Origin of the sequence: Mesorhizobium sp. M8A.F.Ca.ET.208.01.1.1 (genome assembly GCF_004791315.1) — a bacterium.
In the GTDB taxonomy this organism is placed as follows: domain Bacteria; phylum Pseudomonadota; class Alphaproteobacteria; order Rhizobiales; family Rhizobiaceae; genus Mesorhizobium.
This window is the reverse complement of sequence record NZ_SRUT01000002.1, coordinates 698,460-711,652: the sequence shown is the minus strand read 5'-3', so window position 1 is coordinate 711,652 and position 13,193 is coordinate 698,460. Positions and strand designations below refer to the sequence as shown.

The following is a 13,193-nucleotide window of genomic DNA, read 5'->3' as shown; positions in this document are numbered from 1 at the left end:
GTTCAGCCGCGTCGACTTGAAGATGGCGGCTATTTCAGGCGAACGGTCACGGTCAGGGCTTCATGATCCGAGCTCGGGCTGCCGTCCGGCAACACCGCCGGAAGGACCGCCGGCGCGCTGGCCGCGAGGCCGCGTGTGAAGAACCAGTCGATGCGGCCGACCGGCGTGCCGGCCGGCCGGCGTTGGGTGGGCAGGCCCATGTCGTTAGCCGCCTGCCAGTCATAGCCGCGCTCGGCAAGGGCCGCGAACAGCGGCTCATGGCGCTGCTTCACCAGCATTTCATCATCCCTTTAGCCGGATAATCATGGCGGCCTTTACGTCGTCGGCGGCCGCCCTAGCTACCTAAGGCGCCGGTGTGACGTTTTCATGCCGGCGCAACCGCCGAGGGGGAGGAAAGACCGGCTGTCCACAGGCCCGGGAGGCCACAACAGAACTGTCACATACCTTCTCTAAGAGAGCGGGCAAGGACTTGCGCAGACCCTTGTCAACAGTCATTCAAGAGGGAAGAAATCATGACGATCATCAAGCGGGGCCTCGCTGCCCTTGCCGCAGGCGTGCTCAGCACGGCGGTGGCGGTTCCTGCCTTCGCGGAACCGGTAAAATTCGATTTCTGGTTCGGCCTTTCTGGCGATCTTGCCCGCGTCGTCGATACGCTGTGCAAGAACTTCAACGAGTCGCAGAAGGATTATGAAGTCACCTGCACCAGCCAGGGCAATTACGACGCGACGCTGCAGAACACCATCGCCGCCTTCCGCGCCGGAAAGCAGCCCGCCGTCGTCCAGGTCTACGACGTCGGCACCGCCACCATGATGCTGTCGGGCGCCTACAAGCCCGCCGACAAGCTGATGGAAGAAAACGGCTACAAGATCGACTACGCCGACTATTTCCCCGGCATCGCCCGCTACTACGCGACGTCGAAGGGCGAGATGCTGTCCTTTCCGTTCAATTCCTCGACCCCGCTGATGTACTGGAACAAGGATGCTTTCGCCAAGATCGGCAAGACCGAAGCGCCCAAGACATGGGAAGATGTCGCCACCGATCTCCAGGCCTTGAAGGACGCCGGCTATGAATGCCCGATGGCGATCAACATCTCGGCCAATGAAAGCTGGCAGCTGATGGAGCAATTCTCGGCGCTGCACAACCAGCCGATCGCCACCAAGAACAATGGCTATGACGGTCTCGATGCCCGTCTGGAAGTCAACAAGACCAAGTTCGTCCAGTACGTCACCGATCTGAAGAAGTGGTATGACGCCGGCCTGATCAAGATCAAGTCGAAGGATCTCGGCCAGGACATGGTGCAGGCCTTCGCCACCGGCACCTGCCAGGTCATTCTGACTTCGGTCGGCGACCACGGCACGGTCGGCCGCACGCAGAAGGAAGGCATGAAGTGGGATGTCGCCGAACTGCCGGTCTATGCCGGCACCGAGCGCAAGAACTCGCTCGTCGGCGGCGCTTCGCTGTGGGTGCTGTCCGGCAAGTCGGACGCGGAATACAAGGGCGCGGCCGCCTTCCTCAACTTCATCCATGACCCCAAGACCGCTTTGTTCTGGTCGACCAACACCGGCTACATCCCGGTGACCAAGTCGGGCTTCGAATACCTGAAGTCGCAAGGGTTCTACGACAAGGCGCCCTACAAGGGTCGTGAAGTCGCGATCGCCAGCCTGACCGCGTCGGAGCCGACAGAGATCACCCGTGGCGTGCGCCTGGGCAACTTCACCCAGATCCGCGCCGAGTTCGGCACGCAGATGCAGGCGATCTTCGCCAACAAGGTCAGCGTCCAGGAGGGTCTCGACACGCTGGTCAAGAACGGCGACGCCATCCTCGACCGCTTCCAGCAGACCTATCCGGGCAAGACGCTGCCCTGATCCGCTGAAATGCACTGGCCCGTCCGGCGACTCCCGTTGAGCATGATCGCGAAACCGGTTTCCAGTTTCCGGGATCATGCTTGGGTCGACGGGCGGCCATTTCGTTATTAGTCTCACCTTGCACCAAGCGAGCCGCTTGAGCGGCGTCGGCGGACCGATGGAAAAACGCGTCACTTTCAGCAGATGGACGATCGGTATCCTGTTCGCGGTGCCGCAGCTGTTCCTGATCTTCACCTTCTTCTACTGGCCGGCCGGCCAGGCGGTATACTGGTCGCTGACGCTGCAGCAGCCTTGGGGCGGCGGCAACATCTGGGTCGGCCTCGACAATTTCCGCTCGATCCTGTCCAACGCCGACTACTGGAACTCGATCACCGCCAGCCTGATTTTCGCGGCCATCAGCACCGGCCTGGCGATGTTCATCGCGCTGGTGTTGGCCGCCTTGACCGACCGGCAGCTTGCCGGCTCGTGGCTGTATCGCGTGGTGCTCATCTGGCCCTACGGCATCGCCGCGCCAGCGCTGGCGCTGGCATTTCGGTTCATCCTGGCGCCGGAAGCCGGCTTCATGGCCGTCGTCAACCAGGTCTGGCCCGGCTTCTGGGATCCCGGCCTCGACGGCGCTGATGCCATGGCCTCGATCATCGTCGCCTTTTCCTGGAAATATGTCGGCTACAACTTCATCTTCTTCCTCGCGGCCTTCCAAGCAATCCCGCGATCCCTGATCGAGGCGGCGGCGATGGACGGCTCCGGTGTCCTCAGGCGCTTCTGGGACATCCAGTTCCCGCTGATCACGCCGACCATCTTCTTCCTGCTCGTCATCAATATCACCGAGAGCTTCCAGGACTCCTTCGGCATCGTCGACATCATGACATCAGGCGGACCGGCGAACGCCACCAACCTGATGGTCTACAAGATCTACTCGGACGGCTTCAAAGGCCTCGACTATTCGGGCGCGGCCGCGCAGAGCATTATCCTGATGGTGCTGATCGTCGCCCTCACCATTGTCCAGTTCCGCTTCATTGAGCGGCGCGTGCACTACAGGTGAGATGATCATGGTCGAACGCACCCCGTTCCTCAATTTCTTCACGCATCTGATCCTGTTCGTCGGCTTCGTTTTCTGTGTCGCGCCGTTCGCCATCGTGGCGATCGCCGCGTCGCACAATCTCAAGGACGTCAACGATGTGCCGATGTCGCTGTTGCCGGGCAGTGACTTCTGGGTCAACATCAAGACGGCCTGGGTGACGGCCGATCTCGGCCCCAAGCTGCTCAACAGCTTCATCATGGCGTTCGGCGTCGCGGCGGGCAAAGTGATCATCTCGGCGCTCACCGCCTTCTCGATCGTGTACTTCCGCTATCCTGGCCGCATGCTGATCTTCTGGCTGATCTTCATCACGCTGATGCTGCCGCTCGAAGTGCGCATCGTGCCGACCTACGCCGTGGTCGCCAACGTGCTCGAGCCCTATCAGACGATCCTGGACCTGACCGGGCTGTCCTGGCTGATCGAGAAAGTATCGGGCGTGCGGGTTGCACTGAGCCTGGGGCTGCTCAATTCCTATAGCGGCCTGATCCTGCCGCTGGTCGCCACCGCGACCGGAACGTTCCTCTACCGGCAGTTCTTCCTGACCGTGCCGGACGAGTTGACCGAGGCCGCGCGCATGGACGGTGCCGGGCCGCTGCGGTTCTTCATCGACGTGCTGCTGCCGCTGTCGCGCAACAATATGGCCGCGCTCGGCACCATCATGTTCCTGTGGGCCTGGAACCAGTATCTGTGGCCGCTGCTCATCACCACCGACCAGTCGCATGCGATGGCGGTGACCGAGCTCAAGCAGCTGATCCCCAATGTCGGTGGCGCCCCGGAATGGCACATCGCCATGGCCGGAACGCTCATCATCATGCTGCCGCCGATGATTGTCGTGGTGTTGATGCAGCGCTGGTTCGTGCGCGGCCTGATCGCCACCGAGAAGTAACAAGGAGACAAAGATGGCCTCCATCGCAATACGCGGCGTCAAGAAGAATTATGCCAAGACGCAGGTCGTGCATGGCGTCGACCTCGACTTCGCATCGGGCGAGTTCGTCGTCATCCTCGGCCCGTCCGGCTGTGGCAAGTCCACGCTGCTCAGGATGATCGCCGGGCTGGAGGAGATTTCCGACGGCACGATCGCCATCGACGGCACGGTGGTCAACAAGCTCGAGCCGCGTGAGCGCGGCTGCGCCATGGTGTTCCAGAACTACGCACTCTATCCGCATATGAGCGTGGCGCAGAACATCGGCTATTCGCTGAAGGTATCAGGTGTTCCCTCGGCCGAGCGCAACCAGCGGATTCAGGCGGTGGCCCGCACGCTTGAGCTCGAGCATCTGCTCGACCGCAAGCCGATGGCGCTTTCGGGCGGTCAGAGGCAGCGCGTCGCCATGGGCCGGGCCATGATCCGCAAACCGAAAGTCTTCCTGTTCGACGAACCGCTGTCCAATCTCGACGCCAAGCTGCGCGTGCAGATGCGCTCGGAAATCCGCAAACTGCATCGCCGGCTGAACGCCACCTCCGTCTTCGTCACCCACGATCAGGTCGAGGCGATGACGCTGGCCGACCGGCTGGTGGTGATGAATGGCGGACGCGTCGAACAGGTCGGCACGCCAGGTGAGATCTACACCCGCCCGGCCAGCCGCTTCGTCGCCACTTTCGTCGGTGCGCCGGCCATGAACATCCTTGAGGGGACTGTCGAACTCGACGGGCTGTCGCTGCTCGGCGGCAGCCGGCGCCTGGGCATGGCTCGCGCCGGCCTGCCGGTCGGTACGAAGGTGGCGATGGGCATCCGGCCGGAAGCCGTCCGGCTGGTGGCGCCGGGAACGCCGGGCGCGCTCGATGCCACTGTCGACCTAGTCGAGGAACTGGGTGCGGGGCGGGTGATCTATGTCGACCTCGACGGCGCGCCGTTCTCGGTGATGACCTCGGAGGCCGTTCATCCCGAACCCGGCAGCACCGTCGGCCTGAAGATCTCGCCAGACGACATGCACTTCTTCTCGTCGGAGACAGGGACCCGCCTCGATGTCTTCAAGGCTTCGGTACCCGAGCCGGCGCTTTGATTTCCCAAACGCGCTCAGCCAAGAGACGCACATGAAAATCATCCAGGTCACGGACGTGCATCTTGGCCGGCGAGGTGAGCGCCGCTATGGGGCGGACCTGCATCAGCGGCTGGATCAGTGCATCGCGCACATCAATGCGCATCATCCCGACGCCGCGCTTTGCGTCTTCACCGGCGACCTGACGGAGACCGGTGCGCCGCAAAGCTATGCCGATCTGCGCGTTGCGCTTGGCACGCTGTCGATGCCGTACAGGCTGCTGCCGGGCAACCATGATAGGCGGGCCAGCCTCGTCGCCGCGTTTCCCGAAATTCCGGTCGACGAAAACGGTTTCGTGCAGTCGGTCCATGATACCGGCAACGAAGTGCTGTTGTTTCTCGACTGCCTGGCGGAAGGACGCATCGAGGGCGAACTGTGCGACGGCCGGCTTGCCTGGCTCGAAGCCCGGCTGGAACAATCAGGCGGCAGGCCAGCCTACGTTTTCCTGCATCATCCGCCGGTCGCGCTCGGCCTGCCGCAGCTCGATCCGCTGGCGCTCGAACAGCCCGAGCGGTTGCTCGGCCTGCTGCGGGGCCATGGCAACGTTCGCCACATCTTCTTCGGCCATGTCCATCGCGACATTGCCGGCACCGTGGCCGGAATTCCGTTCTCGGCGCAGCGCGGCCTGCATGCCCGGTTCGAGCTTGCCCTCGACCGATCGAGCGAGATCGTCGAACAGGCGCCGCCGTCCTACGCCGTCATCCTCGTCGACAGCGCCAACCAGTGGGTGGTGGTGCACGGTTGCGATTTTCTCGAGCAATGGCCGATCTATTCAGCGGAAACCGGCGAACGCATCACGGCGTGAGCTGGCCACTTCGCTTGGGTTCAGCGCCTTCAGCCGTCGCTCTCAAGTGAAGACATGCGCCTTGCCCGATACGGTCAGCCGTACGATCTCGCCGACCGCTGGTGCGTCCATGCCGGATTTGCGCAGGATCAGCGGCGTGCCGCCGATGGCGGCGGCGTCCGGCGGATCGGAATTGTTCAGAAGCCGAACCGCGACCGTGCATGTCGAGCCGGCGAACTCCGATTCCGTCACCTCGCCGAACAGCATGTCCGATGTGCCCGACATGCCCTCGCGCGAGGTGCGTTTCAGCCCGATCTGTTCCGGCCGCAGCATGATGCGGACGATATCGCGGCTGTCCGGCGTGTCGACCGCGATGCGGCCGAGCGGGGAGCTGGCGAAGCCGCCCGAGACGCTGGCCGGCAGGATGATGGCATCGCCGAGGAACTCGGCGATCATCCTGTCCTTCGGCTTGAGATAGAGTTCGCGCGGCGTGCCGACCTGGGAAAATTTTCCATCGCGCATCACCGCCACCTGGCTGGCGAAGGACAGCGCCTCGGCCTGGTCGTGCGTCACCAGGATGGTGGTGATGCCGGCCGCCTCCAGAAGTTCGGCCACGGCCTTGCGCATCGAGGCGCGCAGGCCGGTGTCGAGGGCCGAGAACGGCTCGTCGAGCAGCATCAGCCGCGGCTTCATCGCCATGGCGCGGGCCAGCGCCACGCGCTGCTGCTGACCACCGGAGAGTTCGTGCGGGCGGCGTTTCAGGATCGCCTTGTCCAGTCCAACGATATAGGCAAGTTCGACGATGCGCTCGGCGCGCTTGTCGTCGTCCCGGCCCATGCCGAAGCCGATATTGTCCGAGATGGTCAGATGCGGGAACAGGGCGCCGTCTTGCGCCACCACGCCAATGCCGCGGCGATGCGCCGGAACGGCAGCGCCGCCATTGGCCAGCACCTGCCCGTCGAGCACGATGCGGCCCTGATCCGGCGCCTCGAAGCCGGCGATCAGCCGCAGCAGGGTCGTCTTGCCGCAGCCGGAAGGTCCTACGATCGCCGTGCGGCTGCCGCTGGCGACATTCAGGTCGACGCCGGCCAGTGCGGCGACCGGGCCGTAATGCTTGTGCAGATTGCGGAGTTCAAGAAAGCTCATCGTCCGGCCATCCGCTTCGACTGGACATAGAGCAGCCAGGTCAGGGGCAGCGACATCGCCACCATGATGAAGGCGTAAGGGGCGGCCGAGGCGTAGTCGATCTCGCTGCTGTAGGACCAGAACGCCATCGCCAGCGTGCGGGTGCCGTTCGGCGCCAGCATCTGGGTCGCGGTCAACTCGTTCATGATGCCGAGCGCCACCAGCGCCATGCCGGCCGCGGCACCCGGCGCCGACAGGCGGATTGTCGTCGACCACAGCGCGTTGAGCGGCCGCCGGCCAAGGCTCGACGCGGCGCGCTCGAGCTCGACCGGTGCCTGGGCGATCGAGGCGCGCAGGCTGACCAGGGCACGCGGCAGGAACATCAAGGCATATGCGACCAGGATGGTGAACAGGGTCTGGTAGAGCGGCAGGGCGATGCGCACGGTGATGGTGACCAGCGCCAGCGCAATGACGACACCCGGCAGCGAGCCGACAATGTAGTTGCATCCCTCCATAAGGCGCTGCAGCGGTCCCGGCGCGCGGATCGAGATCCAGGCCATCGGCATCGCCGCGACAGTGGCAAGCAGCGCCCCGGCAAGGGACAGGAACAGCGTCTGGCCGAGTGCCAGTCCAATCTCGTCGAGACGCCAGACATCGGCGCCGCCGGCGAGGAGCCAGCGCCCGATGGTGACGAACGGCACGCCAAGCGCCAGCAGCGTGGTGACGAGGAGCAAGGCAAGGCTCGGGATGGTGGCGCGGCCTAGGCCGATGCGTTGCTGATACCGCGCAGCACCCGAGCCGACACGGGCATAACGTTCCTCGCCGCGCACCAGCACTTCGAGACCGAGCAGCACGAAACAGCAGGTCACCAGCACGCCGGCCAGCATGTTGGCGGCCGGGCCGTTGAAGGTCGACTGGAACTGGTCGACGATCGCGGTGGTGAAGGTGTCGAAGCGGATGAAGACGTAGAGGCCATATTCGGCCAGCAGATGCAGTCCGACCAGCAGCGAGCCGCCGCATATTGCGAGCCTGAGCTGCGGCAACACGACACGCCAGAACACGCGCCAGGGTCCGAGACCAAGCGCCGCCGCGGCATCCTCCAGGGCAGGATCGAGGCGGCGCAGCGCCGCCGATACCGGCAGGTAAAGGAAGGGAAAATAGGCGATGACGGAGACCAGCACGCCCGCCCACAGGCCGTGCAGCCCCGGCACCATGGTGATCCAGGCATAGGAGTGGACGAAAGCGGGGATGGCGAGCGGCGCCACGCAGAGCCAGGCCCAGAGCCGGGCGCCGGGCAGGTCGCTGCGTTCGGTCAGCCAGGCCAGCGTCACCGACAAGGTGATGGCGATCGGCACGGCCAGCAGCACCAGCAGGCCGGTGTTGACCAGCAGTTCGCCGACACGTGGCCTGAAGATCAGCGCCGAGACGGTCTCCCAGCCGGTCTGCACCGCGATCCCTATGATGAAAGCGAGCGGCAGCAGCGCCAGCAGGGAGACAGATATGGCGGCGGCGACAAGCCAGGGCGCCGCCCGCCGTTGCGCCCGCCGGCGCATCTTGGGCGGCAGGCCCGGGCGCGCGAGATGGACCGCGGACTGCATCAGCTCACACGCCGCGCCATTGCCGCCCGGCGGCGGGAATTGAAGGACCACGGTCGCGGTCGGATAGGCAACGTGTCGTCATCGACGAATGCAATCTCGAAAAACAAAACGCTCCCGCGGAAAGAGAGTCCGCGGGAGCACGGTCCGGCGTTCTTATTAGGACGAACGCCAACTAAAGCAAGCCGGCTGCCGTCATCAGGTCGGTGACCTTCTTGGAGTTGAGCGTCGCGGCATCGACCTTCGGTGCCTGCAGGTCGGCCAGAGGCACCAGCTTCGGATTGGACTGAGCGCCCTTGCCGACCGCATATTCGAAGGAGGTTCCGTTCTTCAGCACGTCCTGGCCACCCTTGCCGGTCACCCATTTCAGGAAGGCCTGGGCTTCCTTCTGGTGCTTGCTCGAAGCCAGCACGCCGCCGCCGGAAACCGACACGAAAGCGCCCGGATCCTGGTTCTTGAAATAGTGCAGCGCGACGTTCTTGGAGTTTTCGCCGGTCTTGGCCTGATCGCCAAAGTAGTAATAGTGGTAGATCACGCCGCCTTCGATCTCGCCGGCATTGACCGCCTTCATCACCGTGCTGTTGCCCTTGTAGGCGGTGAAATTCTCCTTCATCGCCTTCAGCCAGTCGGCCGTGGCGGCCTCGCCCTTGAGTTGCAGCAGCGCGCTGACGATGGCCTGGAAATCGGCGCCGGAAGGCGAAGCCGCCCAGCGGCCTTTCCAGCTCGGATCGGCGAGATCGAGCATCGACTTGGGCAACTGATCGGGCTTGAGCTTGGTCGTGTTGTAGGCAAAAACGGTGCTGCGCGCGGCCACGCCCACCCATTTGCCGCTGGCCGCCTGATAGTCCTGCGGGACCTGAGCCAGCGTGTCGGCGTCGACCGGCGCGAACAGGCCGGCATTCTCCACCAGCGCCATGGCCGGCGAATTCTCCGTCAAAAACACGTCGGCGGGCGAGGCGGCGCCTTCGGAGACGATCTGGTTGGAGAAGTCGCTGTCGCCGCCGTTTCGCAAGGTGACCTTGATGCCGGTTTCCTTGGTGAACCCTTCGGCCCATTCCTTGGTCAGGCTTTCATGCTGGGCATTATAGACGATGATGCCGGCATCTTCGGCCGTTGCCGGACCGGCGGCCAGGCTGATTGCAAGCACCGCTACGCTGGCCAGGGCAAGAAGGGGGGATTTCATAAGGTACTCCTCGGGTTGCCCGCACTGCGGGTGCGTCCGAGTATCAATTCATGAATGGGTTAGTCAAGATTGAAAGCCAATCGGCATCATCACGGTTTCGCGTGTCGGACGCATTTGACATCACCCGATATGCGGTGCCGGTGGCTGCTCCTGCGGAATGCAGCCATCGACCATGGGATGAATGGTCCAGCGCTGATCCAGGCCCTGCTGTGTTCGTTTGGTCTCCGGATCGAACGCGTCGTTCAGCATGGCGCACCAGGTTCTGCGCAGGTTCTCGCAGCGTGTCCTGAATGCCGTGCTGCCAAGCCCGTCACGCATATCCTGCGGGGTGAGGTCGGTGGCCTCGCCCGGCGGTTTGGGCGGGACTGTGCCCATGTCGGGAAAGTCCGGGTTCCACTGAAGATAGTGTTTTGCGTCGACACCCGCGGCCGCATCGAATTTGACCACCGCCATCAGCGGATGAAACTCGTGCCAGCCCTGGTGATAGCCGTCATAGACATGTTCGCCGAGGACGGCGACATGATCGCCCATCCTGATGGGGCCGAGCGCCTTGTCGCCGACATTGGCGTCCTCGACATTGCCGGGGTTCCAGTTGAACAGCCCCTGCAGGACCGGCTTGACCCCGCCGAAGTAGGACGCCGCGCCGCCGATCGCGCCGCCAATGGCCGCCCCCAGCAATCCTCCCAGGAACGAGCCGATGGCGCAGCCCAGCGCACCCAGGAAAAACGACCCTATGGCGCAGCCGACGGCCGCCCCGACACCGGCGCCGGCGGCCGCCGCGGCCGCCGTGACGACCAGAGCCGCCGTCAGCAGGATGACGATGGCCGGCGCCCATTGGCGCATCTTGATCCAGAAGTCGCCCTCTGCTTCGCAGTGCAGGCCCCAGCGGGCATGGTCATCGGCGGGTGCGTAGCCGAGGTCGGTCTTCAGGTCATCGCGTGGCAACAGCAGCTCATGACCCTGAAAGCCGTCATTGAGAATGTCGTTGGCCGGATGGGCCGCGATGCTGGCGGCGAATTCCGCGACGACGCTGCCGTCGGCATTGTAGCGATTGGCGGCCGCCAAAGCCGCCTCGTTGGTCTCGGCGTTGAGGATCTCGGCCGTCGGATGCGGCATCAGGATTACGTCGAAATACTGGTCGTTGTCGAAGGCGCCGAGATCGCTGCGGAACGGATTGTAGGAGACGATGCCGACAGCGCATTTCGGATTGTCCTTGTCGAGGCAGACCAGGCGATGATTGAGCCATTCCCCGGCGGCCTTGTCGATCGTCGCGGTGGCGGACGCCAGAAATGCGATTGCCGCGGCAAGTGCCGCACCGACCGGCCCCAACAGCAAGCCGAAGGCGGCTGCCAGCCCGGTGATGACGATGATCTGCAGCGCCTGGCCGGCGAGGAAAGCCAGCCGGTCGTCCTCATTGTAGGGCTTGCCACCGGCGGGATAGAGGAAGCAGCTCGTATAGTGCTTGTAGGCCATCGGAGCGCCTCAGCCTTTCGTGGCGGTGAGCGTCACACCGCCGGTCATGGTGCGCGATCCGCTTTCGCCGATCGTGAACACATGGACGTTGAAGGTCTTCGAGCCATGGAAGGCGGCGTCCTTCGCTTCGATCTCGACGGCGATCTCGGTGATCTGGCGCGGCTGCAGTGAAAGCGTTCTTGGAACGATCCTGACCGACCAGTCGTCCGGGATGGGAAACCGGCCATAGGCCTGGTCCTCGAGGGCCCTGGCCCAGCGTGCCTTGCTCTCGGCGAGCCGCGGCTGCGGGGTGTCGGTGCTCTCGCCCCGACCTTGGCCGCGTGGCGGGGCACATGGCTGCAGCTTCGGCAGGCCGTAGCAGTCCGCCTCGATCTGGAAACGCCGGACGACCGAGGCCTCGTTGCGTACGCTGAAGACGAACCTTGCCGGTGAGCGCATCTCGGCAATGTTGACGTTCTTCTGGCCTAGGTTGTTGCCGGGGTTGGCGTCATCGCCCCAGGAGAGCTGTGCCTGCAGGCAATAGTGGCCGCTGGTGGCGGGCGTGGTCCAACTGAACTCGGCATAGGCAGGGCAATCGATCGTGCCCTTGGCCCCGAGATTGACGGCGGTGCTGGCGATCGGACGGGAAACGGTCTGTGCGCCGAAGGACAGGTAGGACAGCGCCACTCCGACGCCGATGGCCGGGGCGTCGTAAGACCCGTTCCAGACACGCACGCGAACGCGATATGTGTGTGCTGGCTGGAGCGCGCCGGTGACTGGCGCGGCGCCGTCGAAAATGTCGATGTCGGGATTGTCCCAGGTGACCGCGAGGCCCTGCGCCATCAGATAGTACTGGGCATAAAGAAGAGGATCGGCGCGCTTGTAGATGTCGGGCGGCAGCTGGATACAGCAATCGTTCTGCGCCGGGCTTGGCAGCCGCTGGCCCTTGGCCAGCCGGCATAGCAGCATGCGGATCGTCGCAAACAGCACTTTCAGCCCGGTGGCAAGACGCTTCCAGAATTCGGCGGCGAACAACAGCAGGGCCGCGGTTCTGATGTGGTTGACCAGAGATCCTGCCATGTCGTGTTTCCCACGCTGAGAGGACGCAACGGTAATGTTTTTCCTGGCGGACGTGTCCCCGCCGATTTTCCAGCGGCTATTTCTTCAGTGATCTCTGTCTCCGGTAGAAGTAGATGGCAGCGACAAGGACTATGGCTGCAATGACAAGGCTGCCCTCGAAAGTTCCCGAGCCATTGTCGGGAGAAAATCCAAAAATGCGTTCAATGAAATCCATTTCGGCCGCCCTCCGATCCTTTGACGCTACAGAAGGGTTTACCCTACGTCAACAAAGCTTGGTCCGCGCTGTTCCTCGCGCCTGGGCTGGGAACCAGAGAACCCATCAGGGAATTTCGCGGACCGTCCCGCAAACTTTCGTGATTTGCCCGTAGTTTGGCTTGGACATTATTTCGCCGGCCACGTAACAAACCAGTGCCGAGGCGCGAAGATCGGGGAGTGAACTCTTGTGAGCGGCAAAGACGAGGCCGAGCTTTCCCGGCTGATGCGGGCCGCGATCGCGGGAGATGAAAAGGCCTATGCCGACTTTCTCCACCGGATTGCCGCGCTCATCCGCGGCTTTGTCAGGCGCAAGATCGTGCAGGGCGGGGTCGATCCCGAGGACGTCGTGCAGGAAACCTTGCTGGCAATTCATGTGAAGCGACACACCTGGCGCCAGGACGCGCCGGTCCTGCCCTGGGTCTATGCGATTGCCCGTTTCAAGCTGATCGACGCGTTCCGGCGGCGCGGACGGCGCATCGAGATCGATGTCGACGACATCGCCGAGACTTTTGCCGAGCCGGAGACCGATACGGTCAGCGAACGCGACATCAACCGGGCGCTCGACGGCCTGCCGCCGGCACAGCGTTCCGTGGTTTCGGCCGTGTCCGTGGAGGGTCGCTCGATCAGCGAGACGGCGGCGAAGTTCGGCATCAGCGAGACGGCGGTGCGTGTATCGCTGCATCGGGGACTTGCCGCCATAGCCAAGCGATTCGGACAGGGGCGGTTCGGACGGGAATGAC

Annotated in this window: 12 protein-coding genes; 6 read left to right on the top strand and 6 right to left on the bottom strand. The window is 63.8% G+C overall.

Going from position 1 to position 13,193, the window contains the following annotated elements; all coding sequences use genetic code 11:
- Positions 1-29 precede the first annotated feature (29 nt).
- Entirely contained in the window at positions 30-278 is a 249-nt protein-coding gene (locus tag EN851_RS13950; RefSeq protein ID WP_245520742.1) for a hypothetical protein, read from the bottom strand.
- A gap of 234 nt (positions 279-512) precedes the next feature.
- Between EN851_RS13950 and EN851_RS13945 the strand changes: the two genes are divergently transcribed.
- The 5 genes from EN851_RS13945 (at position 513) to EN851_RS13925 (ending at position 5,784) form a co-directional block, all read left to right on the top strand.
- Positions 513-1,865: an extracellular solute-binding protein gene (locus EN851_RS13945; RefSeq protein ID WP_127279191.1), complete on the top strand. Its 1,353-nt coding sequence runs from the start codon at positions 513-515 to the stop codon at positions 1,863-1,865.
- A gap of 157 nt (positions 1,866-2,022) precedes the next feature.
- Positions 2,023-2,907, top strand: a complete 885-nt coding sequence (locus EN851_RS13940; protein WP_127279190.1) for a sugar ABC transporter permease — start codon at positions 2,023-2,025, stop codon at positions 2,905-2,907.
- 7 nt (positions 2,908-2,914) lie between these two features.
- A complete protein-coding gene (locus tag EN851_RS13935; protein ID WP_135920199.1) occupies positions 2,915-3,829 on the top strand; it encodes an ABC transporter permease subunit in 915 nt (304 codons plus the stop codon).
- 13 nt (positions 3,830-3,842) lie between these two features.
- Positions 3,843-4,943 carry a sn-glycerol-3-phosphate import ATP-binding protein UgpC gene (locus EN851_RS13930; protein WP_135929443.1) on the top strand — a complete coding sequence of 367 codons (1,101 nt, stop codon included), beginning with the start codon at positions 3,843-3,845 and terminating at the stop codon, positions 4,941-4,943.
- Positions 4,944-4,974: 31 nt separating this feature from the next.
- Entirely contained in the window at positions 4,975-5,784 is an 810-nt protein-coding gene (locus tag EN851_RS13925) for a phosphodiesterase (protein WP_135929442.1), read from the top strand.
- 42 nt (positions 5,785-5,826) lie between these two features.
- On the opposite strand, the gene EN851_RS13920 is transcribed toward EN851_RS13925, so the two are convergent.
- The 5 genes from EN851_RS13920 to EN851_RS13900 form a co-directional block, all read right to left on the bottom strand.
- Positions 5,827-6,909 (bottom strand): ABC transporter ATP-binding protein, encoded by a 1,083-nt coding sequence (locus tag EN851_RS13920; RefSeq protein WP_135929441.1) that lies wholly within the window; start codon positions 6,907-6,909, stop codon positions 5,827-5,829.
- Positions 6,906-8,486, bottom strand: a complete 1,581-nt coding sequence (locus EN851_RS13915; RefSeq protein ID WP_189521864.1) for an iron ABC transporter permease — start codon at positions 8,484-8,486, stop codon at positions 6,906-6,908. The genes EN851_RS13920 and EN851_RS13915 overlap by 4 nt, the downstream gene beginning before the upstream one ends.
- Before the next feature lie 172 nt (positions 8,487-8,658).
- A complete protein-coding gene (locus EN851_RS13910) occupies positions 8,659-9,666 on the bottom strand; it encodes an iron ABC transporter substrate-binding protein (protein ID WP_135929439.1) in 1,008 nt (335 codons plus the stop codon).
- Between the two features lie 120 nt (positions 9,667-9,786).
- Positions 9,787-11,139: a hypothetical protein gene (locus EN851_RS13905; RefSeq protein WP_135929438.1), complete on the bottom strand. Its 1,353-nt coding sequence runs from the start codon at positions 11,137-11,139 to the stop codon at positions 9,787-9,789.
- 9 nt (positions 11,140-11,148) lie between these two features.
- Positions 11,149-12,198, bottom strand: coding sequence for a hypothetical protein (locus EN851_RS13900; RefSeq protein ID WP_135929437.1), 1,050 nt, complete (start codon positions 12,196-12,198; stop codon positions 11,149-11,151).
- A 442-nt stretch (positions 12,199-12,640) separates the two neighbouring features.
- Between EN851_RS13900 and EN851_RS13895 the strand changes: the two genes are divergently transcribed.
- On the top strand, positions 12,641-13,192 hold the full coding sequence (locus EN851_RS13895) for a sigma-70 family RNA polymerase sigma factor (protein WP_135929436.1): 552 nt from the start codon (positions 12,641-12,643) through the stop codon (positions 13,190-13,192).
- Position 13,193 lies beyond the last annotated feature (1 nt).

Bases quoted from the DNA above. Each gene is read 5' to 3' on its own strand.
- EN851_RS13950 (WP_245520742.1), bottom strand. From the start codon at position 278: ATGCTGGTGAAGCAGCGCCATGAGCCGCTGTTCGCGGCCCTTGCCGAG.
- EN851_RS13905 (WP_135929438.1), bottom strand. From the start codon at position 11,139: ATGGCCTACAAGCACTATACGAGCTGCTTCCTCTATCCCGCCGGTGGC.
- EN851_RS13930 (WP_135929443.1), top strand. From the start codon at position 3,843: ATGGCCTCCATCGCAATACGCGGCGTCAAGAAGAATTATGCCAAGACG.
- EN851_RS13940 (WP_127279190.1), top strand. From the start codon at position 2,023: ATGGAAAAACGCGTCACTTTCAGCAGATGGACGATCGGTATCCTGTTC.
- EN851_RS13910 (WP_135929439.1), bottom strand. From the start codon at position 9,666: ATGAAATCCCCCCTTCTTGCCCTGGCCAGCGTAGCGGTGCTTGCAATC.
- EN851_RS13900 (WP_135929437.1), bottom strand. From the start codon at position 12,198: ATGGCAGGATCTCTGGTCAACCACATCAGAACCGCGGCCCTGCTGTTG.
- EN851_RS13920 (WP_135929441.1), bottom strand. From the start codon at position 6,909: ATGAGCTTTCTTGAACTCCGCAATCTGCACAAGCATTACGGCCCGGTC.
- EN851_RS13915 (WP_189521864.1), bottom strand. From the start codon at position 8,486: ATGCAGTCCGCGGTCCATCTCGCGCGCCCGGGCCTGCCGCCCAAGATG.
- EN851_RS13945 (WP_127279191.1), top strand. From the start codon at position 513: ATGACGATCATCAAGCGGGGCCTCGCTGCCCTTGCCGCAGGCGTGCTC.
- EN851_RS13925 (WP_135929442.1), top strand. From the start codon at position 4,975: ATGAAAATCATCCAGGTCACGGACGTGCATCTTGGCCGGCGAGGTGAG.
- EN851_RS13935 (WP_135920199.1), top strand. From the start codon at position 2,915: ATGGTCGAACGCACCCCGTTCCTCAATTTCTTCACGCATCTGATCCTG.